The organism is Amycolatopsis viridis (assembly GCF_011758765.1).
Taxonomy (GTDB): Bacteria; Actinomycetota; Actinomycetes; order Mycobacteriales; family Pseudonocardiaceae; genus Amycolatopsis_E; species Amycolatopsis_E viridis.
In genome coordinates this window covers 4,468,692-4,494,839 of sequence record NZ_JAANOU010000001.1, presented here as the reverse complement: position 1 = coordinate 4,494,839, position 26,148 = coordinate 4,468,692, and the positions used below count along the sequence as shown (strand labels likewise).

General features: G+C 71.7%; 23 protein-coding genes. 19 read left to right on the top strand and 4 right to left on the bottom strand.

Annotated features, from left to right (window positions below; all coding sequences use genetic code 11):
• The first annotated feature begins 12 nt into the window (after window positions 1-12).
• From FHX46_RS22195 to FHX46_RS22185, 3 genes are all read left to right on the top strand, one after another.
• On the top strand, window positions 13-3,387 hold the full coding sequence (locus tag FHX46_RS22195) for a pyruvate carboxylase (RefSeq protein ID WP_167118413.1): 3,375 nt from the start codon (window positions 13-15) through the stop codon (window positions 3,385-3,387).
• A 47-nt stretch (window positions 3,388-3,434) separates the two neighbouring features.
• Window positions 3,435-4,238 carry an arginase family protein gene (locus tag FHX46_RS22190; RefSeq protein WP_167118410.1) on the top strand — a complete coding sequence of 268 codons (804 nt, stop codon included), beginning with the start codon at window positions 3,435-3,437 and terminating at the stop codon, window positions 4,236-4,238.
• Between the two features lie 189 nt (window positions 4,239-4,427).
• On the top strand, window positions 4,428-5,561 hold the full coding sequence (locus tag FHX46_RS22185) for a cyclopropane-fatty-acyl-phospholipid synthase family protein (protein ID WP_313886219.1): 1,134 nt from the start codon (window positions 4,428-4,430) through the stop codon (window positions 5,559-5,561).
• Between the two features lie 81 nt (window positions 5,562-5,642).
• Here FHX46_RS22185 and FHX46_RS22180 read toward each other — a convergent pair whose 3' ends face one another.
• Window positions 5,643-6,632: an LLM class flavin-dependent oxidoreductase gene (locus FHX46_RS22180; protein ID WP_167118405.1), complete on the bottom strand. Its 990-nt coding sequence runs from the start codon at window positions 6,630-6,632 to the stop codon at window positions 5,643-5,645.
• Window positions 6,633-6,738: 106 nt separating this feature from the next.
• Window positions 6,739-8,871, bottom strand: coding sequence for a HelD family protein (locus FHX46_RS22175; protein WP_167118403.1), 2,133 nt, complete (start codon window positions 8,869-8,871; stop codon window positions 6,739-6,741).
• A 118-nt stretch (window positions 8,872-8,989) separates the two neighbouring features.
• On the opposite strand from FHX46_RS22175, the gene rsmD reads away from it, so the two are divergent.
• From rsmD to idi, 8 genes are all read left to right on the top strand, one after another.
• Window positions 8,990-9,562 carry a 16S rRNA (guanine(966)-N(2))-methyltransferase RsmD gene (rsmD, locus tag FHX46_RS22170; protein ID WP_313886218.1) on the top strand — a complete coding sequence of 191 codons (573 nt, stop codon included), beginning with the start codon at window positions 8,990-8,992 and terminating at the stop codon, window positions 9,560-9,562.
• Between the two features lie 20 nt (window positions 9,563-9,582).
• Window positions 9,583-10,065: a pantetheine-phosphate adenylyltransferase gene (coaD, locus tag FHX46_RS22165; RefSeq protein ID WP_167098624.1), complete on the top strand. Its 483-nt coding sequence runs from the start codon at window positions 9,583-9,585 to the stop codon at window positions 10,063-10,065.
• Between the two features lie 154 nt (window positions 10,066-10,219).
• Window positions 10,220-10,945 carry a DivIVA domain-containing protein gene (locus FHX46_RS22160; protein ID WP_167118400.1) on the top strand — a complete coding sequence of 242 codons (726 nt, stop codon included), beginning with the start codon at window positions 10,220-10,222 and terminating at the stop codon, window positions 10,943-10,945.
• Between the two features lie 66 nt (window positions 10,946-11,011).
• Window positions 11,012-11,599 (top strand): YceD family protein, encoded by a 588-nt coding sequence (locus FHX46_RS22155; protein ID WP_167118397.1) that lies wholly within the window; start codon window positions 11,012-11,014, stop codon window positions 11,597-11,599.
• 76 nt (window positions 11,600-11,675) lie between these two features.
• Window positions 11,676-11,858 (top strand): 50S ribosomal protein L32, encoded by a 183-nt coding sequence (gene rpmF, locus FHX46_RS22150; RefSeq protein ID WP_167098616.1) that lies wholly within the window; start codon window positions 11,676-11,678, stop codon window positions 11,856-11,858.
• 14 nt (window positions 11,859-11,872) lie between these two features.
• Window positions 11,873-12,613: a ribonuclease III gene (gene rnc, locus FHX46_RS22145; RefSeq protein ID WP_167118393.1), complete on the top strand. Its 741-nt coding sequence runs from the start codon at window positions 11,873-11,875 to the stop codon at window positions 12,611-12,613.
• Window positions 12,614-13,040: 427 nt separating this feature from the next.
• A complete protein-coding gene (gene mutM, locus FHX46_RS22140) occupies window positions 13,041-13,904 on the top strand; it encodes a bifunctional DNA-formamidopyrimidine glycosylase/DNA-(apurinic or apyrimidinic site) lyase (protein ID WP_167118389.1) in 864 nt (287 codons plus the stop codon).
• 20 nt (window positions 13,905-13,924) lie between these two features.
• Window positions 13,925-14,470: an isopentenyl-diphosphate Delta-isomerase gene (idi, locus tag FHX46_RS22135; protein WP_167118386.1), complete on the top strand. Its 546-nt coding sequence runs from the start codon at window positions 13,925-13,927 to the stop codon at window positions 14,468-14,470.
• 63 nt (window positions 14,471-14,533) lie between these two features.
• Here the strand turns inward: idi and FHX46_RS22130 are convergent, their stop codons facing one another.
• Both FHX46_RS22130 and asnB read right to left on the bottom strand, forming a co-directional pair.
• Complete coding sequence (locus tag FHX46_RS22130; protein ID WP_167118383.1) at window positions 14,534-15,055, bottom strand: general stress protein; 522 nt, start codon at window positions 15,053-15,055, stop codon at window positions 14,534-14,536.
• A 77-nt stretch (window positions 15,056-15,132) separates the two neighbouring features.
• Window positions 15,133-16,968 (bottom strand): asparagine synthase (glutamine-hydrolyzing), encoded by a 1,836-nt coding sequence (asnB, locus tag FHX46_RS22125; protein WP_167118380.1) that lies wholly within the window; start codon window positions 16,966-16,968, stop codon window positions 15,133-15,135.
• A gap of 356 nt (window positions 16,969-17,324) precedes the next feature.
• On the opposite strand from asnB, the gene kdpF reads away from it, so the two are divergent.
• The 8 genes from kdpF to FHX46_RS22085 all read left to right on the top strand — a co-directional run bounded on the left by kdpF (window position 17,325) and on the right by FHX46_RS22085 (window position 26,053).
• Window positions 17,325-17,426 carry a K(+)-transporting ATPase subunit F gene (gene kdpF / locus FHX46_RS28615; RefSeq protein WP_167118377.1) on the top strand — a complete coding sequence of 34 codons (102 nt, stop codon included), beginning with the start codon at window positions 17,325-17,327 and terminating at the stop codon, window positions 17,424-17,426.
• A complete protein-coding gene (gene kdpA, locus FHX46_RS22115) occupies window positions 17,426-19,087 on the top strand; it encodes a potassium-transporting ATPase subunit KdpA (RefSeq protein WP_167118374.1) in 1,662 nt (553 codons plus the stop codon). Before kdpF ends, kdpA begins: the two co-directional genes overlap by 1 nt.
• On the top strand, window positions 19,084-21,135 hold the full coding sequence (gene kdpB, locus FHX46_RS22110; RefSeq protein ID WP_167118371.1) for a potassium-transporting ATPase subunit KdpB: 2,052 nt from the start codon (window positions 19,084-19,086) through the stop codon (window positions 21,133-21,135). Before kdpA ends, kdpB begins: the two co-directional genes overlap by 4 nt.
• 5 nt (window positions 21,136-21,140) lie before the next feature.
• Window positions 21,141-21,728, top strand: a complete 588-nt coding sequence (locus tag FHX46_RS22105) for a potassium-transporting ATPase subunit C (protein ID WP_167118368.1) — start codon at window positions 21,141-21,143, stop codon at window positions 21,726-21,728.
• Window positions 21,729-21,732: 4 nt separating this feature from the next.
• On the top strand, window positions 21,733-24,279 hold the full coding sequence (locus FHX46_RS22100) for a DUF4118 domain-containing protein (protein ID WP_167118365.1): 2,547 nt from the start codon (window positions 21,733-21,735) through the stop codon (window positions 24,277-24,279).
• Window positions 24,276-24,968: a response regulator gene (locus tag FHX46_RS22095; protein ID WP_167118362.1), complete on the top strand. Its 693-nt coding sequence runs from the start codon at window positions 24,276-24,278 to the stop codon at window positions 24,966-24,968. Before FHX46_RS22100 ends, FHX46_RS22095 begins: the two co-directional genes overlap by 4 nt.
• Window positions 24,969-24,984: 16 nt before the next feature.
• Window positions 24,985-25,611 carry a hypothetical protein gene (locus FHX46_RS22090; protein WP_167118359.1) on the top strand — a complete coding sequence of 209 codons (627 nt, stop codon included), beginning with the start codon at window positions 24,985-24,987 and terminating at the stop codon, window positions 25,609-25,611.
• 109 nt (window positions 25,612-25,720) lie between these two features.
• Window positions 25,721-26,053 carry an acylphosphatase gene (locus tag FHX46_RS22085; protein ID WP_167118356.1) on the top strand — a complete coding sequence of 111 codons (333 nt, stop codon included), beginning with the start codon at window positions 25,721-25,723 and terminating at the stop codon, window positions 26,051-26,053.
• Window positions 26,054-26,148 lie beyond the last annotated feature (95 nt).

Below are 26,148 nucleotides of genomic sequence, written 5' to 3'. Positions count from 1 at the left end.
GAAGGACCGGGCATGTTTCGCAAGGTGCTGGTCGCCAACCGCGGGGAGATCGCCATCCGGGCGTTCCGCGCGGGCTACGAGCTGGGCGCGGGCACAGTGGCGGTGTTCCCCTACGAGGACCGCAACTCGCTGCACCGTCTGAAGGCCGACGAAGCCTACGAGATCGGCGAGCCGGGACACCCGGTCCGCGCCTACCTCGACGTCGACGAAATCGTCCGCGCCGCGCGCAAGGCCGGCGCGGACGCGGTTTACCCCGGCTACGGATTCCTGTCCGAAAACCCCGATCTCGCGCGCGCGTGCGAGGACGCCGGCATCACGTTCGTCGGCCCGAGCGCGGAAATCCTGGAACTGACCGGGAACAAGGCACGCGCCGTCGCCGCCGCCCGTGAGGCCGGCGTGCCGGTCCTCGGCTCGTCGCAGCCGTCGACCAACCTCGACGAGCTGACCGCGGCCGCCGAGGAGATCGGGTTCCCGGTGTTCGTCAAGGCCGTCGCCGGCGGTGGCGGCCGCGGGATGCGCCGCGTCAACGACCCCGCGAACCTGCGCGAGTCGATCGAGGCCGCGATGCGCGAAGCGGAATCCGCTTTCGGCGATCCCACGGTGTTCCTGGAGAAGGCCGTCGTCGACCCGCGGCACATCGAGGTGCAGATTCTTGCCGACGGGGAAGGCAACGTCATCCACCTCTTCGAGCGCGACTGCTCGGTCCAGCGGCGGCACCAGAAGGTGATCGAGCTGGCACCGGCGCCCAACCTCGACCCCGAGCTGCGTGAGCGCATCTGCAACGACGCCGTCGCCTTCGCCCGCCGGATCGGCTACCGCAACGCCGGCACCGTGGAGTTCCTGCTCGACAAGGACGGCAACCACGTCTTCATCGAGATGAACCCGCGCATCCAGGTCGAGCACACGGTGACCGAGGAGGTCACCGACGTCGACCTGGTGCAGTCGCAGCTGCGCATCGCCGCCGGTGAGACGCTCGCCGACCTCGGCCTGTCGCAGGACAAGGTCTACCTGCGCGGCGCCGCGATGCAATGCCGCATCACCACCGAGGACCCGGCCAACGGGTTCCGCCCGGACACCGGCATGATCAGCGCCTACCGTTCGCCCGGCGGGTCCGGCATCCGCCTCGACGGCGGCACCGCGTTCGCCGGCACCGAGATCAGCGCGCACTTCGACTCGATGCTGGTGAAGCTCACCTGCCGCGGCCGCGACTTCAAGACCGCGGTGGGCCGCGCCCGGCGCGCCCTGGCCGAGTTCCGCATCCGCGGCGTGTCCACGAACATCCCGTTCCTGCAGGCCGTGCTCGACGACCCGGACTTCGCCGCCGGCCGCGTCACCACCTCGTTCATCGAGGAGCGGCCGCACCTGCTGACCGCGCGGCACTCGGCCGACCGCGGCACCCGGCTGCTGACCTACCTCGCCGACGTCACGGTCAACAAGCCGCACGGCGAACGGCCGCGGCTGATCGACCCGGCCACGAAGCTGCCGTCGCTGCCCGCGGGCGAGCCGGCGGCGGGGTCGAAGCAGAAGCTGACCGAGCTGGGCCCGGAGGGCTTCGCGCGGTGGCTGCGCGAATCGCCGACGCTCGGCGTGACCGACACGACCTTCCGGGACGCGCACCAGTCGCTGCTCGCGACCCGGGTGCGCACCAAGGACCTGCTGGCCGTCGCCCCGGTCGTGGCGCACACACTGCCCCAGCTGCTGTCCCTGGAGTGCTGGGGCGGCGCGACCTACGACGTGGCGCTGCGGTTCCTCGCCGAGGACCCGTGGGAGCGGCTGGCGCAGCTGCGCGAGGCCGTGCCGAACATCTGCCTGCAGATGCTGCTGCGCGGGCGGAACACCGTCGGCTACACGCCGTACCCGGCCGAGGTGACCAACGCCTTCGTCGAGGAGGCCACCAGCACCGGTATCGACATCTTCCGCATCTTCGACGCCCTCAACGACGTCGAGCAGATGCGCCCGGCGATCGACGCGGTCCGCGAGACCGGCAAGGCCGTCGCCGAGGTGGCGCTGTGCTACACCTCGGACCTGTCCGACCCGGGCGAGAAGCTGTACACGCTGGACTACTACCTCAAGCTGGCCGAGCAGATCGTCGGTGCCGGCGCGCACGTCCTGGCGATCAAGGACATGGCCGGCCTGCTGCGCGCACCCGCCGCCGAGAAGCTGGTCTCCGCGTTGCGCAAGGAGTTCGACCTCCCGGTGCACATCCACACCCACGACACCGCGGGTGGTCAGCTGGGAACCTACCTGGCGGCGATCAACGCCGGTGCGGACGCGGTGGACGGCGCGGTCGCGTCGATGGCGGGCACGACCTCCCAGCCGTCGCTGTCGGCGATCGTCGCGGCGACCGACCACTCGCCGCGGCCCTCCGGACTGAGCCTGCGGGCGGTCGGTGACCTCGAGCCGTACTGGGAGATCGTGCGCAAGATCTACGCGCCGTTCGAGGCGGGCCTCGCCGCGCCGACCGGGCGCGTGTACGACCACGAGATCCCCGGCGGGCAACTGTCGAACCTGCGCACGCAGGCGAAGGCGCTGGGCCTGGGCGACCGCTTCGAGGAGATCGAGGCGATGTACGCCGCCGCCGACCGCATCCTCGGTCACCTGGTCAAGGTCACGCCCTCGTCGAAGGTCGTCGGCGACCTCGCGCTGCACCTCGTCGGTGCCGGCGTGGAGCCGGAGAAGTTCGAGGCCGAGCCGAACCGCTACGACATCCCGGACTCGGTGATCGGGTTCCTGCGCGGCGAGCTGGGTGACCCGCCCGGCGGCTGGCCGGAGCCGTTCCGCACCAAGGCGCTGGAGGGCCGTGCCGAGCCGAAGCGGGAGACCGAGCTGTCCGCGGAGGACCGCGAGGGCCTGGCGAAGGACCGCCGCGCGACGCTGAACCGGCTGCTGTTCCCCGGCCCCACCAAGGAGTTCGAGGAGCACCGCCGCGCCTACGGCGACACCAGCGTGCTGCCCAGCAAGGACTTCTTCTACGGTCTGCGCCCGGGCGAGGAGTACGCGGTCGACCTGGAGCCGGGTGTGCGGCTGCTGTTCGAGCTGGAGGCCGTCGGTGAGGCCGACGAGCGGGGCATGCGGACCGTGATGGCCACGCTGAATGGCCAGCTGCGCCCGATCCAGGTCCGCGACCGGTCGGTGGCCGCGGACCTGCCGGCGGCGGAGAAGGCCGACAAGGCCAACCCCAAGCACGTCGCCGCGCCGTTCGCCGGGGTGGTCACGCTGCAGGTCGCCGAGGGCGACGAGGTGTCCGCGGGCGCGACGGTCGCGACCATCGAGGCGATGAAGATGGAGGCGGCGATCACCGCGGCCGAGTCGGGCCGGGTGGCGCGTCTGGCGATCAACTCGGTCCAGCAGGTCGAGGGTGGCGATTTGCTGATCGTGCTCGAGTAAACCGACCGCGTGGCGCCGCCGGCGCGCCGCTGGCTAGAGTCGGCGCCGTGCTGATCCAGGCGGTACCGCAGTGGCAAGGGGCCCGGACACCCCGGGCGGGCGATCTGCCCGCGGGGTGCCGGGCCCTGTCCGCGTGGGCGGGTGACGTGCTGGGTGTGCCGGTGCGGGAGGTGCCGCTGGCGCCCGGTGGCACGCCCGTGGTGGACGGGATCGCGAACCGGGACGCGTTGCTGGACAACCGGAAGCGGCACACCGGCGCGCTCGCCGACGGTCCGGTGCTCACGATCGGCGGCGACTGCGCCGCCGATCTGGTGCCGGTCGCGGCTGCTCGCGCGAAGCACGGTGAACGTTTCGGCGTGGTGTGGTTCGACGCGCACGCCGACCTCAACACGCCGGGCAGCTCGCCGTCGGGCGGCTTCCACGGGATGGTTCTGCGGTCGCTGCTGGGGGACGGGGACCCCGCTTTCGCGGCCGTGCCGACGATCGCGCCCGGCCGCGCGGTGCTCGTCGGCACCCGGTCGGTCGACCCGGCCGAGCGGGCCGCGATCGAGGCGGGGCTGGTCCGTTCGGTGGACGGGGAACCGTCGCGGATCGTCGCCGAGCTGCGGGCCGCCGGAATCGAACGGCTGTACGTGCACCTCGATCTCGACGTGCTGGATCCCACTGTGTTCGCCGGCATGGATTATCCGGAACCCGGCGGGATGCGTATCGACCAGCTCGTCGCGGCGCTGTCCGCACTCGCGGAGTTCGAGGTCGTGGGCGCGGCGATCACCGAATGCGTTTCCGGCAAACCGGATGAACTGGCGGTCCTGGCTCCGGTGATGCACTGCATTGGTGAACTACTTCGCTGATACAAGCTATTTCCCGCGACGCGTGCTTGAATGAGCCTCGTGGGTAGCGCAGGCGGAGTCGCCGGCGCCGTAGGAAAGCTTTTGCACACGGCGCTGGGCCAGAATGTCCCGATTCGGATTCGTTGCTGGGACGGCACGGAGACCGGTCCGCCGGACGCTCCGCTGCTGCACATCAAACACCGGCGCGCGTTGCGGCGCCTGCTGTTCGAGCCCAACGAGCTGGGCGTGTCGCGGGCGTACGTCGCGGGGGAGATCGACCTCGAGGGCCCGTTCGTCGAAGGGCTGGAACGGCTCGACGCCCTGGTGCACCAGGGCAGTTTCGACCTCGACCTGACCTGGGCCGTGCGCCGGGAGCTCGCCCGCACGGCGCTGAAGCTGGGGGTGGTGGGTTTTCCGCCGAAGCCGCCGCCGGAGGAGATCCGGCTCGGCGGGCGGATGCACTCGCGCAAGCGGGACGCGGCGGCGATCTCGCACCACTACGACGTGGGCAACGACTTCTACTCGCTCGTGCTCGGGCCGACCATGACCTACTCGTGCGCGGTGTGGGCCGAGCCGGAGACGACGCTGGAGCAGGCGCAGATCGCCAAGGTCGACCTGGTGGCGCGCAAACTCGGGTTGCGCGAGGGCATGCGGGTGCTCGACGTCGGCTGTGGCTGGGGCACGTTCGTCCTCCACGCGGCCAAGGAGTACGGCGTGCACGCGGTCGGCGTCACGCTGTCGCAGGCGCAGGCGGACTTCGCGCGCAAGCGGGTCGCGGAGGAGGGCCTCTCGGATCTCGTGGAGATCCGGGTGCAGGACTACCGCGAGGTGTCCGACGGGCCGTTCGACGCGATCTCCAGCATCGGGATGGCCGAGCACGTGGGCGCCTCGATGCTGCCGGTGTACGCGAAGTCGCTGTTCGAGCTGCTGCGCCCGGAGGGGCGGCTGCTCAACCACGCCATCTCGCGGCACCCGTCCGCGCCGGCCCGTGACCAGCGGACGTCGTTCATCGACCGGTACGTGTTCCCGGACGGCGAGCTGGAACCGGTCAGCGTGATGGCCGGGGCGCTCGAGGACGCTGGCTTCGAGGTGCGGGACGTCGAGGCGCTGCGTGAGCACTACGGGCGCACGCTGCGCGCGTGGGTGGCGAACCTGGAGGCGAACTGGGACGAGGCGGTGCGCCTCAGCAGCCCCGGACGCGCCCGCGTGTGGCGGCTGTACATGGCCGCGTCGGCGCTGAGCTTCGAACGCGGCGCCATCGGGGTGAACCAGATCCTCGCGGTGAAGCCGACGGTGCGCGGCGGCAGCGGGATGCCGCCGGTGCGTACCGCCTGGCTGTCCTGACCGGGGAGCCAGGCCGGCCGGGCGCCGGCCTGGCTCCCTCGCCTCTGCGCGGTGAAACCCGAGTGACGCCCGTCCTCGGTGTCACCCCCGCGTCAGCTCCGCGACCAGCTCGTACGACCGGTGCCGATCGGCCACGCCGTGCACCATCGTGGTGATCATGATCTCGTCGGCGCCGGTGTCGCCGGCGAGCGTCTCCAGGCCCTTGCGCACCGTCGACGGCGAGCCGTGGATCGTGGTGCCCAGGCGTTCGTCCACCAGGAGCCGGTCGAGGTCCGAATACGCGTACCCGGCGGCTTCCTCGGGGGTGGGCAGCGGGATCGGGTTGCCGCGGCGCAGGCTGAGGAACTGCAGTCCGCTCGGACCGGCCAGCCACCGTGCCCGCTCGTCGGTCTCGGCGCAGATCACCGCCGCGCCGAGCATCACGTACGGCTCGGACAGCGCCGCGGACGGCCGGAACGACTCGCGGTACAGCTCCACGGCCGGGATCGTGTTGCGGGCGCTGAAGTGGTGCGCGAACGCGAACGGCAGCCCGAGCTCCCCGGCCAGGCGGGCGCTGAACCCGCTCGATCCGAGCAGCCAGATCGGCGGCTGGTACCTCGGCACCGCGCGCACCGCGCCCTCGCCGTCGAAGTAAGCCATCAGCTCGGTCAGCTGCTGTGGGAAGTCGTCGGCGCCCAGCGCCTGCGCGGACCGGCGCAGCGCGATCGCCGTGCGATGGTCGGTGCCGGGCGCCCGGCCGATGCCGAGGTCGATGCGGCCCGGGTGGAACGCCTCCAGCATGCCGAACTGCTCGGCCACCACCAGCGGCGCGTGGTTGGGCAGCATGATGCCGCCGGACCCGACGCGGATGGTCTCCGTCGCGGTGGCGACGTGGCTCATCAGGACGGTCGTGGCCGAGCTCGCGATGCCCGGCATGTTGTGGTGCTCGGCGACCCAGAACCGGCGGTAACCGAGTCGCTCGGTGTGCCGGGCCAGCTCGACGGTGTTGCGGAGCGCGGTGCGCGCGTCCGCGCCGCTCGGGATGGGGGACAGGTCCAGCACGGACAGCGCGACCTCGGACAGGGAACTCACGGCAACCTCCAACGCCCGGCACGCCGCGCCTCTTCCCCGCGGAGGAGAACCCCGCGCCGGGATGTCCCGAGCCGGGCGACAAGGGGCGATGTGACCGGGCGTCCGCCTACCTTTCCGCAGGCAGCCAGTCGTCGTCGGACGCCACGACGGTCAGTTGCTGCGTGGCGCGGGTCAGCGCGACGTAGAGCACGCGGCGGCCGGTCAGCGACTCGGTGATCAGTTCGGTCGGCTCCACCAGCACGACCGCGTCGTACTCCAGGCCCTTGGCGTCGAGGCTGCCGACGACCTTGAGCCGTTCGTCCGCCTGGCCGCGCACCCACGCGGCGACCTCGGCGACCCGGTCCATGGCGCAGATCACGCCCACCGTGCCCTCGACCGCGTCCAGCAGCTCCTTCGCCGCGGCCGGCACCGCGCTCTCCACGCCGCCGGGTTCGACCACGCGCACGTCGGGCTCGATCCCGGTGGTGCGGACCGCGCGTGGCAGCTCACCCTCCGCGGCGTGCCCGGCGACCACCTTCGCCGCCAGGTCGAAGATCTCCGCGGAGTTCCGGTAGTTGGTGCGCAGCGTGTAGCGGCGGACCGGGGTCCGCGCGCCGAACACCTGGGTCCGCGCCAGCGCGGCCTCCTCCGGATCCGGCCACGAGCTCTGCACCGGGTCACCGACGACCGTCCAGCTCGCGTACTTGCCGCGGCGGCCGACCATGCGCCACTGCATCGGCGAGAGGTCCTGCGACTCGTCGACCACGATGTGCGAGTACTCGTCGTAGTGCTCCGGCCGGTGCGGCTTGCCCTGGAACCCGCGCTCCGGCGGTGCCGCGTCCAGCTCGACCTGTTGCGCCCGGCGGCGCCGCTTGGGCGGCGGCCCAGCCAGCACGCGCAACTCGTCGAGCAGGGCGACGTCGGCGACCGTCCACTCGCGCTCGCGATCCGCGAACGACGCAGCCAGCAGGTCGACCTCGTCCGGGGTCAGCACGCCGCGCGCGGCCTTGGCCAGCCGCTTCGGATCGCCCAGCCACCGCAGGATCTCGCCCGGGTACAGCACCGGCCACCACACCACGAGGAAGCGGTGGAAGTCGATCCGTTCGCCGAGATCGTGGATCAGCTCGTCGCGGTCGACCGTGCGGCCGTCGGTGCGCGCGTTCTCCTCGGCACGGTCGGCCAGGGCCGCCAGCAGCGCCTCGGCCGCGCGCACCCGCGAGCGGTTCGGCGGCCCGCCGTGCCCGTGCACCTTGCGGCGGACCTTCTCCAGCTCCTTGCGGCCCAGCTTGAGGACGTCGCCCTTGTAGAGGATCCGCATCTCGCCCGGCACGTCCGGCGGCGTGTCCCGCATCGCCTTGAGCAGGACCTTGCGCATGCGCAGCGACCCCTTGATGGCGGCCAGCGGCGCCGGGTCCTGCCGGTCGGTCTCGATGCCGTCGAGCACCGCGCCGAGCGCACGCAGCTCCACGTTCGTCTCGCCCATCGAGGGCAGCACCCGGGAGATGTAGTTCGTGAACACGCCGGACGGCCCGACGACCAGGACACCGGCCCCGCCGAGCTGCCGCCGGTGCCGGTACAGCAGGTACGCCGCGCGGTGCAGCGCGACCGCGGTCTTGCCGGTGCCCGGCCCGCCGGTGATCTCGGTGACCCCGCGCCACGGTGCGCGGATCACCTCGTCCTGCTCCTTCTGGATCGTGGCGACGATGTCGCGCATCCGGTCGCCGCGCGACCGGCCCAGCGCGGCCATCAGCGCACCCTCGCCGACCACCTGCATGTCGTCGCCGACGGCGTCCGGGATCAGCACGTCGTCGTCCACGTCGAGCACCGTCTGCCCGGAGCAGCGGATGACGCGGCGGCGCACCACGTCCATCGGTTCCTCGGCGGTGGCCTGGTAGAAGGCGGCGGCCGCGGGGGCACGCCAGTCGGTCACGAGGTTGTCGAACTCGGCGTCGCGGATGCCCAGGCGGCCGACGTAGATCTTCTCGCCGGTGGTGTGGTCGAGGCGGCCGAACACCAGGCCCTCGTACTCGGCGTCGAGGGTCTGCAGCGTCTGGGTCGCGTGGTGGACCATCATGTCCCGCTCGAACAGCATCGACGCCTGCTCGAAAACAGCTTCGCGCTGGGCGCCGTGGCCGATCTCGTAACCCTTGGCCCGCATGGCCTCCGCCTGCACCCGGAGTTCGGCGAGCCGGGTGTAGACGCGGTCCACGTGGTGTTGTTCGATGGCGATCTCGGCCCGTCTGACCCGAGGTTCCGACACGCAGCGCTCCTACAGCTCACTCGCCGGCAACAGGAAGATTGACTCTACGCGTGCCGCGCGCACCGTTCACCGGGTCCTGGGCAAAACACCGCGCAGAACACAGCGCGATGATGGGGGTGTGACGAGGATCGTGGCCGGGGCGGCGAGCGGACGGCGGCTCAAGGTGCCGGCGCAGGGCACCCGGCCGACGTCCGAACGCGTGCGGGAGGCGTTGTTCAACGCGCTGGAGGCGGCGGGGGAGCTGACCGGCGCGCGGGTGCTGGACCTCTACGCCGGTTCCGGTGCGCTGGGCCTGGAGGCGTTGTCCCGCGGCGCGGCGGAGGCGGTGTTCGTCGAGTCCGACCGGCGGGCCACGCAGGTGCTCAAGGCCAACGTGGCCGCGCTGGGGCTGGGCGGGTCGGTGCGCTCCGGTCCGGTGGAGACCGTGCTGGCGCAGCCGGCGGACGAACCCTTCCAGCTGGTGCTGGCCGATCCGCCCTACTCGGTCGACGCGGCGAAGATCGGGGCCGTGCTGGCCACGCTCGCCGCCAACGGCTGGATCGCCGAGGACGGTCTGCTGATCGTCGAACGCGCGCTGCGCGACGGCGAACCGGACTGGCCGTCCGGGTTCCACCCCATGCGCACCTCGCGCTACGGCGACACGGCGTTGTACTGGGCGGAGTACGTCACTTCACCGCGCCAGGGCGGGTAGAGCTTGATAGCGTCCGCGCCATGCGGCGTGCGGTGTGTCCAGGCTCCTACGACCCGGTGACCAACGGCCACCTCGACATCATCGAGCGGGCGGCCAAGCTGTTCGACGAGGTCGTGGTCGCGGTCATGATCAACAAGTCCAAGCAGGGCCTGTTCTCCATCGACGAGCGGATGGAAATGCTGCGGGAGATCACCGCGCACCTGCCGAACGTGCGCGTGGACTCCTGGCACGGCCTGCTCGTCGAGTACTGCCGGCGCAACGAGATCGTGGCCATCGCGAAGGGCCTGCGCTCGGTCAGCGACTTCGACTACGAGCTGCAGATGGCGCAGATGAACCGCGAGCTCTCCGGCGTCGAGACACTGCTGATGTCGAACAATCCCGCCTACGGCTTCGTGTCCAGCTCGCTGGTCAAGGAGGTCGCCACCTACGGCGGGGACGTGAAGAACCTGGTCCCGGACGTCGTGTTCGCGAAGCTGACGGCGAAGCTGGCCGGACGCGCCTGACCGGACGACGGCTCCCGGGGGCCGTCGGTCCCGTTCCCGGCCACCGCGGCGGCACCACTCGGACACGCCCGGTATCGCGCCTCCCGCCCTTTGCGCCGCGAACCGGGCAGACTTGGGGCAAGCCGGATGGGGACAGGCCACCTAGGGAGTTGCTGTGTACCGGGTGTTCGAGGCGCTGGACGAGCTCGTCACGATCGTGGAAGAGGCACGCGGTGTGCCGATGACCTCCAGCTGCGTGGTCCCGCGCGGGGACGTGCTCGAACTGCTCGACGACGTGCGGGACGCGCTGCCCCGCGAGGTCGACGACGCCCAGGACGTCCTCGACCAGCGGGACGACCTGCTCGAAAAGGCACGCACGCAGGCCGAGACCACGGTGACCGACGCCAACGCCGAGGCCGACCGCGTCACCTCCGAGGCGGCCGCCGAGGCCGAGCGCATGGTCGCCGACGCGCACGCGCGCGCCGAGCAGATCATGGCCGACGCCCGCGCCGAAGCCGAGCGGATGATCTCCGCGGGCCAAGCCGAGTACCACAACCTGACCGAGCGGGCCCGCGCCGAGGCCGAGCGCATGATGCAGGCCGGTCGCGACGCCTACGAGCGCGCCGTCGAGGACGGCCGCCACGAGCAGGCCCGCCTGGTGTCCCAGACCGAGGTCGTGCAGGCCGCGCACGCCGAGTCCGCCCGGATCGTGGACGAGGCCCACACCGAGGCCGACCGCCAGCGCGCCGACTGCGACGCCTACGTCGACGGCAAGCTCGCCGAGTTCTCCGAACTGCTGTCCACGACCCTGCGCACGGTCGACTCCGGCCGCAACCACCTGCGCGCCCCGTCCGGCCTCGGCGGCCAGCGGCCCACGCCCCTGTACGACTTCCAGCCCTGACCGGGGGAGGGCGTAGAGTGGTGAGGTTGCCCGCAGCCCTCTGCACACCCTCTACCCAACGGACCGATGTCTCAGCAGAATGTCTCCCCCGACGCCCGCGACCCGTGGGTCGTCGACACCCGTGAGCTGGGCCGGCGCGCCGGCCTGAGCCGCACCATCCAGCGCACCGCGCCGACCGGCGTCGAGCTGGGCGTGCCCGACGTGATCGTGGTGCCGCAGGGCGCCGAGGTCGAGTTGGACCTGCTGCTCGAGTCGGTCGTGGAGGGTGTGCTGGTCACCGGCACCGCCGCGGTGCGGACGACCGGGGCCTGTTCGCGCTGCCTCGACCCGATCGACGACGAGGTCGAGGTCGAGCTGACCGAGCTGTTCGCCTACCCGGACTCCACCACCGACGAGACGACCGACGAAGACGAGGTCATGCGCCTGGTCGACGACCGGATCGACCTCCAGCCGCTGGTTCGCGACGCGGTCGTGCTCGCCCTGCCGCAGGTCCCGCTGTGCCGCGAGGACTGCCCCGGGCTGTGCCCCGAATGCGGTGGGAAGTGGGCCGATCTCGGCCCCGGACACGGGCATGAGACGATAGACCCTCGGTGGGCCGCGCTGGTCGAGCGCTTCGGCGACTCGTCCGCGGGTGGGCCCGGCCGGCAAGCCTGAACGGGCAGCAGCTCGTAAGCAGTGAGTAAGCACGCTCGCGCCCGCGTGAGCGAACCGTGGATGAGGAGATTCAGTCGTGGCCGTCCCGAAGCGGAAGATGTCGCGCTCCAACACGCGCCACCGTCGTGCGCAGTGGAAGGCGACGCCCGTGCAGCTGGTGCCCTGCTCGAACCGGGCCTGCCGGCAGCCGAAGCCGCAGCACGTGGCCTGCCCGACCTGCGGCCAGTACGACGGTCGTCAGGTCGTCGAGCCCGCCTGAGGTCGCTGACCAGGATGGGGGGCAGGTCGAGATCGGGAGGGCCGGCCGCCGACCCGAAACCGTTGCTCGAAGCGCTCGGCGTCGAACTCGACGCCGAGCTGCTCACGCTGGCGCTCACCCACCGCTCGTACGCGTACGAGAACGGTGGGTTGCCGCCGAACGAGCGGCTCGAGTTCCTCGGTGACGCCGTGCTCGGGCTGGTCGTCACCGACCACCTGTACCGCACGCACCCCGAGCTGCCGGAAGGCCAGCTCGCGAAGCTGCGGGCCAGCGTGGTCAACATGCATGCACTGGCCGGGGTCGCGCGCGGGCTCGGCCCGGGCGGGCTCGGTGCGCACCTGCTGCTGGGTAAGGGCGAGGAGCTCACCGGCGGGCGCGACAAGGCGAGCATTCTGGCCGACGGGCTCGAGGCCGTCATCGGCGCGGTCTACCTGGCGGACGGCATCGACGCGGCCCGCGCGCTCGTGCACCGGCTCTTCGACGACCTGCTGGCCGAGGCCCCGCTGCGCGGCGCCGGGCTGGACTGGAAGACGAGCCTGCAGGAGCTGACCGCGTCGGCCGGGCTGGGCGTGCCGGAGTACAAGGTCGAGGACACCGGGCCCGACCACCGCAAGGAGTTCAGCGCCACGGTTCTGGTGGCCGGGCGCGATTTCGGCAACGGCTCCGGCACCACCAAGAAGGAAGCCGAGCAGAAGGCCGCCGAGACGGCCTGGCGCGCGCTCTCCGAGGAGCTCAAGCCCGAGGGCTCGGAGTAGTTCCCGAGGCTCGGAGTAGTTTTCGTTCCCGCGAAGCCGGGTCGCCGCCACGCGCGGCGGCCCGGCTTCGCCGTTTCCCAGCCAACCCACCGCCGGGAGCGGCCAACCCACCGCCGGGAGCGGCAAACACGCCGCCGGGAGCGGCAAACACGCCGCCGGGAGGGGCGAACACGCCGTCGGGAGGGGCGAACACGCCGCCGGGAGCGGTGAACACGCCGCCGGGGGCGGCGAACACGCCGCCGGGGGCGTGTTTGCCGGTGGGGTCGGCGTGTTCACCCGTGCGGGCAGCGTGTTTGCCGTTGGTGACGCTGTGTTTGCTGGTGCGGGTGGTGAGTTGGCTGGTGCGGGAGGGCCGTCACCGTCTGTTGTGACGCGGCGACCCGGTCGGATCTCGGGAACTGTCGTTGGTGGCGGTTAGGGTGATGGGGTGCCTGAGCTTCCCGAAGTCGAGGTGGTGCGCCGCGGGCTGGAGGCCCACGTGGCGGGCCGCGGGATCGCGCGCGTCGAGGTGCTGCACCCGCGCGCGATCCGCCGTCACGAGCTGGGTCCGGAGGACTTCACCGGCCGTCTCGCCGGGGCTCGCGTGGAGGCGGCGCGCCGCCGCGGCAAGTACCTGTGGCTGGAGCTCTCCGACAAGGAGGCGATCCTCGCGCACCTGGGCATGAGCGGCCAGATGCTCGTCCAGCCCGAGGGCGCCCCCGACGAGAAGCACCTGCGGGTGCGCATCCGCTTCGACGACGGCGGTCCGGAGCTGCGGTTCGTCGACCAGCGCACGTTCGGCGGGCTCGCGCTGGCGGATCTGGTGACCTCGGACGGCACGCTGCTGCCTGCGCCGATCGCGCACATCGCACGCGACCCGATGGACCCGGAGTTCGATCCGGCCGCGGCGGTCACGGCGCTGCGTTCCCGGCGCACCGAGATCAAGCGCGCGCTGCTCGACCAGACGCTGGTGTCCGGGGTGGGCAACATCTACGCCGACGAGTCGTTGTGGCGGGCGCGGCTGCACTGGGCCCGCCCCACGGAGAAGCTGACGCGCGCGCAGGGCGCGGCGGTGCTGGAAGCGGCCGCCGAGGTGATGAACGAGGCGCTGCGGGCGGGCGGCACGTCGTTCGACGCGTTGTACGTCAACGTCAACGGCCAGTCCGGCTACTTCGACCGTTCGCTCAACGTGTACGGCCAGGGCGATCGCCCGTGCCGCCGCTGTGGCACGCCGATCCGCCGGGAGCCGTTCATGAACCGGTCGTCCTACTTCTGCCCGCGTTGCCAGCCCCGGCCGCGGCGCACCCATTGACCCCACGGAAGGCGGGACACGTGCCCCAGGAAGAACTCGTGGTGTTGCTCGACGAACGCTTCGCGCCGGTGGGCACCGCGCCCAAGAGCACGGTGCACGACGCGCACACGCCGCTGCACCTGGCGTTCTCCTGCTACGTCTTCGACCGCTCCGGCCGGGTGCTGATGACCCGGCGCGCGATCGGCAAGAAGACGTGGCCGGGGGTGTGGACCAACTCGTTCTGCGGGCACCCCGGGCCGGGCGAGGACATGGCGGAGGCCATCGTCCGCCGGGCGCAGCAGGAGCTCGGGCTGGCGGTCGGCGGGCTGCGCACGGTGCTGCCGGACTTCCGCTACACCGCGACCGACGCCGGCGGGGTGGTGGAGAACGAGTTCTGCCCGGTGTGGATCGCGCAGGCCGAGTCCGACCCGCTGCCGGCGCCTGACGAGGTGTGCGAATGGCGCTGGGCCGGGTGGGCCGATCTGGTGGAGAGCATGAGCCGCACGCCGTTCGTGTTCAGCCCGTGGTCACAGCTCCAGGTGCCGCGGCTCGCCGAAGCCCTCGCGGCAGGTGCCGCACCCCGATGAACCCCGGGCGCGGAAGAGCCCCGGGCCGGAAACCGGCCCGGGGCTCGCCATGAGCTCGACCGGTCAGTTGAACACGTGCGCCCGCGCGGCGAGGTTTGCCAGCAGCTCGCGGCCCTTCTCGGCGTTGCGCGGCTGGCTCAGCACGTCGTAGCGGCGCGCCACCAGCTGGGTCTGCGACACGAAGTCGCGGCGACCGCGCGTGGCGCCGTAGCTGATGGCGGCGAACACCATGCTGAACGCCACACCCGCGACGAGCCCGAACAGGATCGGCAGCAGCCCGGCGCCCGGGGTGAACATCGTCAGCAGCAGGCCGACGAAGATACCGAACCAGGCACCCGACATCGCCGCGCTGCTGAGGACCCGGCCCCAGCTGAGCTTGCCGGCGACGCGCTCGACCAGCATCGGCTCCACCCCGACGATCGTGACGTCAGCCACCGGGAAGTCGTTGTCGGCGAGGTGGTCGACCGCCCGCTGGGCCTCTTCGTAGGACTCGTAGGACCCGATCGGCCAGCCGGTGGGCAGGGTCGGGAGCCGCGTGCTCGTGCGCGCGCTGGTGAACGCGGTCTGCGTGAATGCTTGGGTCATCTGTCTCACCTCTCCTGACCTGTCCAACGCCGCCGTACACCCACTTGTGCCCGATGTCCGGATTTCACAGCGAATCCTCAGATTCGCAGCTCCGGGCGGCGGAGGTCGAGCCAGTGGTGCAGGTCCAGCAGCCGATCCAGGCCGTGGCGCGTCCGCGACGGCATCGTCGCCGGGTCCTGTCCCACCGCGCCGGTCACCCAGGCCCGGTCCACCAGCGCGAACACCGGGTCGTCGGGCGAAGCCAGCACCTCCTTCGCCTGCTGCTGCAACGCCGCGGCGTACCCCGGGTCCTGTGTGGACGGGTACGGGCTCTTCACCCGGTCCACAACGGACTGCGGCAGCACGTGCCTGGTGGCGTGCCGCAGCAGGCTCTTCTCGCGGCCGTCGAACGTCTTCAGCGACCACGGCGTGTTGTAGACGTACTCGACGAGCCGGTGGTCGCAGAACGGCACCCGCACCTCCAGCCCCACTGCCATCGACGCCCGGTCCTTGCGGTCCAGCAGTGCCCGCACCATGCGGGTCAGGTGCAGGTGGCACACCTCGCGCATCCGCCGCTCCAGCGCGCTCGCGCCGTCCAGGTGCTCGACCTGAGCCAGCGCCGTGCGGTACTGGTCGGCGATGTAGCCCTCCAGGTCGAGCCGGGACTGCACGTCCCGGGGCAGCAGACCGCCCCGGTCGTGGGCGCCGGTGCGGAACGCCAGCCACGGGAAGGTGTCGGCGGTACGGGCGGTGCCGTCGTGGAACCACCGGTACCCGCCGAACACCTCGTCGGCCGACTCGCCGGACAGCGCCACCGTCGACTCCGCGCGGATCGCCTTGAACAGCAGGTACAGCGAGGTGTCCATGTCGCCGAGGCCGACCGGGATGTCCCGGGCCGCGAGGACGGCGCGCCGCACGGCCGGATCGGTCAGTGCGGCGGGATCGAGGACGACGTCCTGGTGCGCCGAGCCGACCAGCTTCGCCACGTCCCGGATGAACGGGGCGTCCGGGGTGTCGCGCATCTCGTCGGGCTTGAAGTTCTCCTCCTGCCCGACGAAGTCGACCGAGAAGGTGCGCAACTGCTCGCCCTCCTCGCGCAGCCGCGCGGCGGCCAGACCGGTGATCGCGCTGGAGTCCAGGCCGCCGGATAGGAGCACGCAGCGCGGGACGTCCGCGACCAGCTGCCGGTGCACGATGTCGGTCATCAGCTCACGCACCCGCGCGACCGTCGTGTCCCGGTCGTCGGTGTGCTCGCGCGCCTCGAGCTTCCAGTAGGTGCGGGTGCGCAGGCCGTCGCGGCCGACCCGGACGATCGTGCCCGGCTCCACTTCGGACATGCCGTGCCACAGCGACCAGCCGGGCTGCTTGGTGAACGAGAACAGCTCACGCAGCCCGTCGGCGTCGACGATCCGCTTCGCCACGGGGTTGGCCAGGATCGCCTTCGGCTCGGAGCCGAAGAGCACCCCGTCGCGGGTGGGGTAGTAGTAGAACGGCTTGATGCCCATCCGGTCGCGGATCATGACGAGCTCGTCGTCGCGCGCGTCCCAGATCGCGAAGGCGTACATGCCGTTGAGGTGCTCGGCGACGGGCTCGCCCCACTCCAGGTAGCCGTGCAGCACGACCTCGGTGTCGCTGTCCGTGCGGAAGGTGTGGCCCTTGCTCTCGAGCTCGCGGCGCAGCTCGGCGAAGTTGTACGCCTCACCGCTGTAGACCATGGCGACCTCGCCCGCCGGTGTGGCCACCGACATCGGCTGGCGGCCGCCGGGCAGGTCGATGATGGCCAGCCGCCGGTGCCCGAGGGCGGCGTGCGGGGCGAGCCACGTCCCGGAATCGTCCGGGCCGCGGCAGGCCATCGTCTCGGTCATGGCGTCGAGCACCTCGCGCCGCTGGGTGAGGTCGGTCTCGAAGGAAACCCAGCCCGTGATGCCGCACATACGTGCTCCCCTCCAGATACTGAGCAACTACAACTATGTGTAACACCGTCGTAACACAACTCTTCGGTAGCTGTCTGCGCGATTGGTCCGCTCTGACCGGATGCGTTGCACGGACTGTGGTCGGTTGCACACGCACCTCAATGACTCGTAAACGCGCGCCGGACCGGTATCAAGGTGCCGTCAGGCAGGCCGGGAACGAGCCCGCCCGAGTGCAGGCTGTCACCGGAACGGTCACCGATCGAGTGACCCACGAGTGACCCTGTCGGAAGGTGTGAAGTGGCGGATCTGCTGTACGCGGTGCTGCTGATCGCGGTGTTCGCGGTGCTGGTGCTGACGTTGCGCGGACTGGAGCGGCTGTGAACGGCGCCGGGGTGGTGGCCAACGTGGCCGGCGGGGTGCTGGCGCTGGGCCTGATCGTCTACCTGTTCGTCGCGCTGTTGCGGCCGGAGCGGTTCTGATGTCCGACCTAGCCTCCGGCCTGGTCACCGCCGGCATCCTGCTCGCGGCGCTCGCGCTCGTGCACCGGCCGCTGGGCGACTACATGGCGCGCGTGTTCACCAGCGAGAGGCACCTGCGGTTCGAGCGCGGCCTGTACCGCGTGTGCCGGGTGGACCCGTCCGCCGAGCAGCGCTGGCCCACCTACGCGCTCGGCGTGCTCGGGTTCTCGCTGGTGTCCGTCGTTGTCCTGTACCTGTTGCAGCGCCTCCAGTCGTCGCTGCCGCTGAGCCTCGGCCGCGGCCCGGTCGGGCCGGGCACCGCGTTCAACACCGCGGTCAGTTTCGTCACCAACACCAACTGGCAGTCCTACGTGCCCGAGACGACCATGGGACACCTCGTCGCCATGGCCGGGCTGACCGTGCAGAACTTCCTGTCCGCGGCGGTCGGCCTGTCGGTCGCGATGGCCCTGGTCCGCGGGATCACGCGGGCGAAGACCGACCGGCTGGGCAACTTCTGGGTCGATCTGACGCGCGGCACCGTGCGGATCCTGCTGCCGATCGCGGCCGTCTTCGCGGTCGTGCTGGTCGCGCTGGGTGTCACGCAGAGCCTGCGCGCCGGTGTGGCCGTCACCGGGCCGGACGGCGCGCGCAACACCATCGCGCTGGCGCCGGCGGCGAGTCAGGAGGTCGTCAAGGAACTGGGCACCAACGGCGGCGGCATCTTCAACGCCAACTCGGCGCACCCGTTCGAGAACCCGAACACCTGGACCGACCTCGTCGAGATCTTCCTGATCCTGGTGATCCCGGTGTCGCTGACCCGCACGTTCGGCCGGCTGGTGGGCAATCCGCGGCAGGGGTACGTGCTGCTGTCGGTGATGGGTCTGTTGTGGACGTTCGTGCTGGCGGTGACCTGGTGGGCCGAGGCGCATCCGAACGGTCCCGCAGCGCTGCTGGCCGGGGCGGGCCTGGAGGGCAAGGAACAGCGGTTCGGCATCGGCTCGTCCGCGTTGTTCGCCACCAGCACGACCGGCACCTCGACCGGCGCGGTCAACGCCATGCACGACAGTTTCAGCGGTCTGGGCGGCGGGATGCCGCTGCTGCACATGCTGTTCGGCGAGCTCTCGCCCGGCGGGGTCGGCACCGGCCTGTACAGCATCCTGGTGATGGCGATCATCGCGATGTTCCTGGCCGGCCTGATGGTCGGGCGCACCCCGGAGTACCTGGGCAAGAAGCTCGGCAAGCGCGAGGTCACCGCCTCGGCGATCGCGATGCTGGCGATGCCGGCGGTCGTCCTGCTCGGGACCGGCGCCGCCCTGCTCGTGCCGGGCACGGTGCCGGCGATGGGCAACAGCGGTCCGCATGGACTGTCCGAAGTGCTCTACGCCTACACCTCGGCCGGTAACAACAACGGCAGCGCGTTCGGCGGGCTCACCGCCACCAGCGGGTGGTTCCAGTCGTCGCTGTCGGTGGCGATGCTGGTCGGCCGGTTCGTGCCGATCATCGCGGTGCTGTGCCTGGCCGGGTCGCTCGCGGCCCAGCAGAAGGTGCCGCGGACCGCGGGCACCCTGCCCACGACCGGGCCGCTGTTCGGCTCGGTGCTCACCGGCACCATCGTTCTCGTCGCGGCGCTGACGTTCGTCCCCGCGCTCGCGCTCGGTCCCGTCGCGGAGGCCCTGGCATGACCCTCACCGAAGAGAAACCCGTCGCCACACCGGCGGAACCGGAACGCGTGGGGGCGGGGGTGTTCAGCGGGCGGCAGCTGCTGACCGCGCTGCCCGAGGCGCTGCGCAAGCTCGGCCCGCGGCATCAGGTCCGCAACCCGGTCATGTTCGTAGTGTGGGCCGGATCGCTGCTGACCACGGTGTTCGCGGTGGCCGAGCCGAACGTGTTCACCATCCTGATCGCGGTCTGGCTGTGGTTCACGGTCGTGTTCGCCAACCTGGCGGAGGCGGTCGCCGAGGGCCGGGGCAAGGCGCAGGCGGAGTCGTTGCGCCGCACCAAGAAGGAGACGATCGCGCGGCGCATCACCCCGGCCGGCGAGGAACGCGTGCCCGGCGCCGGGCTGCGGCCCGGTGATCTGGTGGTCGTCGAGGCCGGGGAGATCGTGCCGGGTGACGGCGACGTGGTGGAGGGCATCGCCACGGTCGACGAGTCCGCCATCACCGGTGAGTCCGCGCCGGTGATCCGCGAGTCCGGTGGCGACCGGTCGGCCGTCACCGGCGGTACCACCGTGCTGAGCGACCGGATCGTCGTGCGGATCACCAGCAAGCCGGGGGAGTCCTTCGTGGACCGGATGATCGCCCTGGTCGAGGGCGCCTCGCGGCAGAAGACGCCGAACGAGATCGCCCTGACGATCCTGCTGTCCACGCTGACGATCATCTTCCTGCTCGCGGTCGTCGCGGTGCAGCCGATGGCCGCCTACTCCGGCCGCGAGCAGCCGGTGATCGTGCTGACCGCGCTGCTGGTGTGCCTGATCCCGACCACGATCGGGGCGCTGCTGTCGGCGATCGGCATCGCCGGCATGGACCGGCTGGTGCAGCGCAACGTGCTCGCCACGTCGGGGCGTGCGGTGGAGGCCGCCGGGGACGTGTCGACGCTGCTGCTGGACAAGACCGGCACCATCACCTTCGGCAACCGGCGGGCGACCGAGCTGATCCCGGTCGGCTCGACGACCCCGGAGCAGCTGGCCGAGGCTGCCCGGCTGTCCAGCATGGCCGACGGCACACCGGAGGGCCGCAGCGTCGTCGAACTGACCGAGGGGACGCCGGTCCCCGACGGCGGCGAGTTCGTCCCGTTCACCGCGCAGACGCGGATGAGCGGTGCCGACCTGCCCGGCCGCCAGGTCCGCAAGGGCGCGGTCAGCGCCGTGCGCGCCTGGGTCACCGAGCACGGCGGCGAGTTCCCGGCCGAGACCGAGCGCGTCGCCGGCGAGATCGGCGAGCAGGGCGGCACCCCGCTGGTGGTCGCCGAGCTGACCGGCAGCCGGGCGGTGGTGCGGGGCGTGATCCGGCTGTCCGACGTGGTCAAGCCCGGCATGCGGGAGCGCTTCGACAAGCTGCGCCGGATGGGCATCCGGACGGTGATGATCACCGGGGACAACCCGCTGACGGCGAAGGCCATCGCGGCCGACGCCGGTGTCGACGACTACCTCGCCGAGGCCAGGCCCGAGGACAAGATGGCGCTGATCCACCGGGAGCAGGAGGGCGGCCGCCTGGTGGCGATGACCGGGGACGGCACGAACGACGCCCCCGCGCTGGCGGCTTCCGACGTCGGGGTCGCGATGAACACCGGCACGTCGGCCGCGAAGGAGGCCGGCAACATGGTCGACCTGGACTCCGACCCGACGAAGCTGATCGAGATCGTGGAGATCGGCAAGCAGCTGCTGATCACCCGCGGCGCGCTCACCACGTTCAGCATCGCCAACGACCTCGCGAAGTACTTCGCGATCCTGCCTGCCATGTTCGTGGCGATCTTCCCGCAGCTGGCCGCGCTGAACATCCTGCACCTGGCGACGCCGCGCTCGGCGATCCTGTCCGCGGTGATCTTCAACGCGCTGGTCATCGTCGCGTTGATCCCGCTCGCGCTGCGGGGTGTGCGGTACCGGCCGTCGAGCGCGTCCGCGCTGCTGCGGCGCAATCTGCTGATCTACGGGGCCGGCGGGATCGTGACGCCGTTCCTCGGCATCTGGCTCGTGGACCTCCTGGTCCGCCTCATCCCTGGAATCGGGTAGCCGACATGGTGAAATCACTGCTCAACCAGGCCGGTGCCGGCCTGCGCGTCCTGCTGGTGTTCACGGTGCTGCTGGGGGTGGTCTACCCCCTCGGCGTGTGGGCGGTGTCCCGCCTGCCCGGCCTGCACGACCAGGCCGAAGGGTCGCTGGTGACGGTGGACGGCCGGGTCGCGGGATCCGCGCTGATCGGGATCGACCCCGTGCCGGCCGACCCGGTGCACGACCCGTACTTCCACACCCGGCCGTCTGCGGCCGGTGACCCGGCGGTCTCCGGTGGGTCGAACAAGGGTGGCTTCGACCCCGCGCTGGTCGCCGCGATCGAGCAGCGCAGGGCGGCTGTCGCGCAGCGCGAGGGTGTCGCGCCGGATGCGGTACCGGCCGACGCGGTCACCGCCTCGGGCTCCGGCCTGGACCCGTCGATCAGCACGGCCTACGCGCAGCTGCAGGTGCCGCGCGTCGCGCGCAACACCGGCCTGAGCGAGGAGCGGGTCCGGCGGCTGGTCGAGGACAACACCACTGGTCACGGCATCGGCATTCCCGGGGTGAACGTGCTCGCACTCAACCTCGCGGTCCAGCGGGCAGGAGCACACTGAACGCGTGGACGTCGAGAAGGACCCGCCGCGCCGGGGGGAGCTGCGCATCTACCTCGGCGCGGCGCCCGGGGTGGGCAAGACCTACGCCATGCTGGGCGAGGCGCGGCGCCGCCGGGAGCGCGGCACGGACGTGGTCGTCGGCCTGGTCGAGACGCACGGGCGGGTCAAGACCGCGGCGCTGCTCGACGGGATCGAGACGGTGCCGCGGCGGCGGATCCGCCACCGCGGCCGCGAGTTCGGCGAGCTCGACGTGGACGCGGTGCTCGCCCGCGCCCCCGAGGTGGCCGTCGTGGACGAGCTCGCGCACACCAACGTGCCCGGCTCACGCAACGAGAAGCGCTGGCAGGACATCGAGGAGCTGCTCGCGGCCGGCATCGATGTGCTGTCCACGGTGAACGTGCAGCACCTGGAGAGCCTCGGCGACGTGGTCGAGCGCATCACCGGCGTCGCGCAGCAGGAGACCGTGCCCGACGAGGTGGTGCGCCGGGCCGAGCAGGTCGAGCTGATCGACATCACGCCGGAGGCGCTGCTGCGGCGGCTCGCGCACGGCAACGTCTACCCGGCCGAGCGGATCGACGCCGCGCTCGGCAACTACTTCCGCACCGGCAACCTCACCGCCCTGCGCGAGCTGGCGTTGCTGTGGGTGGCCGACCAGGTCGACGTGGCGCTCCAGCGGTACCGGGCCGAGCAGCGGATCACCGACACCTGGGAGACCCGTGAGCGGGTGGTCGTCGCCATCACCGGCGGTCCGGAGAGCGAGACGCTCGTCCGGCGCGGCAGCCGCATCGCCACCCGCGCCGGGGCGGACCTGCTGGTGCTGCACGTCCTGCGTGGCGACGGGCTGTCCCCGCTCGGGCACGTCGAGACCGGCCGGTACCGCAAGCTCGCCGAGCAGCTGGGCGGCACGTTCCACACCGTCGTCGGCGACGACGTCCCGAGCGCCCTGCTGGACTTCGCCCGCGGCGTCAACGCGACCCAGCTCGTACTGGGCACGTCCCGGCGCTCGCGGGTAGCGCGGCTGTTCGACGAGGGCATCGGCGCCAGCGTGGTGCAGCGGTCCGGGCAGATCGACGTGCACATGGTCACCCACGCCGAGGCCGGCGGGCGGCTCCGGTCGTGGCTCGGGCGGCGCAGTCCGCTGGCGCCGTCGCGGCTGCTGATCGGCTGGGTGCTCGCGTTCCTCGCACCGGCCCTGGCCACCGTGACCGGGATGGCGCTGCGCCGCGACCTGGACTTCTCCACCGACGTGGTCGACTACTTCCTCGCCGCGGTCGTGGTCGCGCTGGTCGGCGGGCTGGGACCGGCTCTGGTCGCGGCGCTGCTGTCGGCCGGGTTGCTCAACTTCTTCTTCACCGAGCCGCTCTACACCCTGACGGTGCACGCGCAGAGCAACGTGATCACGCTGGTTGCGATGGTGCTGGTCGGGGTGCTGGTCGCGCTGGTCGTGGACCGGGCCGCACGGCGGGCCACCCAGGCGGCGCAGGCGCGGACCGAGGCGTCGCTGCTGGCGTCGTACGCGCGCACGGTGCTGACCCACGCCGAGCCGCTCCCGCGGCTGCTGGACAAGGTGCGTGAGAACTTCGGCATGGAGTGCGTGGTGCTGCTGGAGAAGCGGGACGGCCGGTGGCAGGTGGTCGAGCACGCCGGGGTCAACCCGTGCGGCAAGCCGGACGAGGCCGATGTGGACATCCCGGTGACCGCGGACGTGCACCTGACGCTGCGGGGCCGTGCGTTGCCGGCGGCGGACCGGCGGGCGCTGGAGGCGGCGGCCGGGCAGGCGCTGCTCGCGTTGCGGCAGCAGCGGATGGCCGCGGCGCAGGCCGAGGCGGAGCGGCAGGCCGAGGCGACGCAACTGCGCACTGCGTTGCTGTCCGCGCTCGGGCACGACCTGCGCACCCCGCTGACGTCGATCAAGGCGGCGATCGGGAGCCTGCGGGCGCGTGACATCGACCTGTCGCCGGAGGACACCGAGGAGCTGCTGGAGGCCGCGGAGGAGTCCACCGACCGGCTGGCGCGGCTGGTGAACAACCTGCTCGACTCGTCCCGGCTGGCGGCGGGTGCGGTGCGCACCCACCTGCGACCCGTGGGGTACGACGAGGTGGTGGCGCACGCGCTGTCGAATGTGGACGGTTCGGAGGCGGTGGCCGTCGAGGTGGACGAGCGACTGCCCGCGGTACTGGCCGATCCCGGTCTGCTGGAACGGGTGATCGCGAACGTGCTGGACAACGCGTTGCGGCACGGTGCGGGGCCGGTGGCGGTGCGCGGCTCGGCCTACGGGGAGTGGGTCGAGCTGCGGATCGTCGACCACGGGCGGGGCCTGGGCAAGGGCGCGGCGGACGCGGCGTTCGCCCCGTTCCAGCGGCTCGGCGACCGGGACGCCACGCCGGGGGTCGGGCTCGGGTTGTCCGTCGCGAAAGGATTCACCGAGGCGATGGGCGGCGCCGTCCGCGCCGAGGACACCCCCGGTGGTGGACTGACGGTGGTCGTGGCGCTCAAGGCGTGCCAGGCTCCGGACGTGGTGCCGGTGACGCTGAAGGAGGTGGCTCCGTGACCGAGCAGACCGGCACGGTCCTGGTCGTCGACGACGAGCCGCAGATCGTGCGCGCGCTGCGGATCAACCTGACCGCGCGCGGGTACCAGGTGGTGACGGCGCACGACGGCGCGGCAGCGCTGCGGGCGGTGGCCGAGACGAAGCCGGACGTGGTGGTGCTGGACCTGGGGTTGCCGGACATCGACGGCACCGACGTGATCAGCGGCCTGCGCGGCTGGACCACGGTGCCGATCATCGTGCTGTCCGCGCGCGGCGAGTCGCCGGACAAGGTGAAGGCGCTGGACCTCGGTGCGGACGACTACGTGACGAAACCGTTCGGGATGGACGAGCTGCTGGCCCGGCTGCGGGCCGCGTTGCGACGGTCGGCGGTGCCGGCGTCCGAGGGCGAGGCGGTGGTCGAGACCGGGTCGTTCACGCTCGACCTGCTGGCGAAGAAGGTGCACCGGGACGGCGTCGAGGTGCACCTGACGAAGACGGAGTGGGGCGTGCTGGAGCTGCTGGTGCGCAACCGCGGCCGGCTGGTGGCGCAGCAGCAGCTGCTGCGCGAGGTGTGGGGGCCGGGGTACGAGAACGAATCGCACTATCTGCGCGTGTACCTGGCGCAGCTGCGGCGCAAACTCGAGCGCGAACCGTCGCGACCGCGGCACCTGATCACCGAACCGGGCATGGGCTACCGCTTCGAAGCCTGACCGTCCGCGGCGGTCGGTGGATCACCCGGCGGACGGGTTGCTGCCGCCTTCGCTGGACGAGGCCGGCGGAGCGCTGCTCGACGCCGTCTCGCTCGGGCTGCTGCTCGTCGACGACGGCGGCGGGGAGCTGCTGCTGCTCGGGGTCGACGACGGCGCCGTGCTCGCGCTCGACGGGGGGTTGCTCGGCTTGGTCGAGGACGACCCGCCGGGCTCGTCGCTGCGCGGGGGCGGCGGGGTGCCCGGCGGCAACACGATCGGGGCCTCGTTCGATCCGGCCGGCGGGAGCAGCGTCACGACCTGCGTGCCGTCCGGGTTGGTGCTGACCACGGCCGTGCGGTTTCCCGCGGGCAGCGCCACGCCGTTCACCGTCATCGGTGTCTGGCCGGGGGCCGCGACGCCGGGAACCAGCTGCGCTCCCGAGCTCGAGTTGACGCCACCCGGGCCCGCGAGCTTCGGTGCCGCATCCGGCGCGATGATCGTGGCCAGCCCGCCGAAGGCGGTGGCCAGCACGGCGCCGCTCACCGCGAGCAGCACGTACCCGCTGCGCTGGCTGCGCGTGGCGGAGTCGCGCGGCGGTGAGACCTGCGAGATCTCGGTCCGACGACCCGATCGTGACCCCACATGGGCCATTGTCGCTCCTTGACTGGGCGGGGAAAGCGGCTTGAGCACACCCGGGCGAGTGAGCCCGAATGGTGGCGCCTGCCCGTGAGATTAGCACCAAGAGTGAGGACCGACTCGCCAGGAGCGCCGAAATGATCACTGTCCGCAGTCGGAAAGCTTCCGGCAGGATGGGGACCGTGGAAGGTGAAAAGGATGCCGCCCGGCTCACGGCATGGGTCGCCGGGCGGGTGCAGGGAGTGGGTTTCCGCTGGTGGACCCGGTGCCGGGCGCTCGAGCTCGGATTGGTGGGCAGCGCGCGCAACCTCGACGACGGCCGTGTTCGGGTGGTAGCCGAGGGTGCACGGAGCCACTGTGAGCAGCTGCTCGACCTCCTCCGGTCCTCGTCGTCACCCGGTCGTGTGGATCATGTCGTCGAACACTGGTCACCGGCGGCGGGCGGGCTGGACGGTTTCGTGGAGGAGTGACTGCTATGCCGGGAGTGACAGCAGGGGCGGCTGGGGACAACACGCCCACGGTCAAGACCGGGACGCGGGCCGGCCACCGATAGACTCGGCGGATC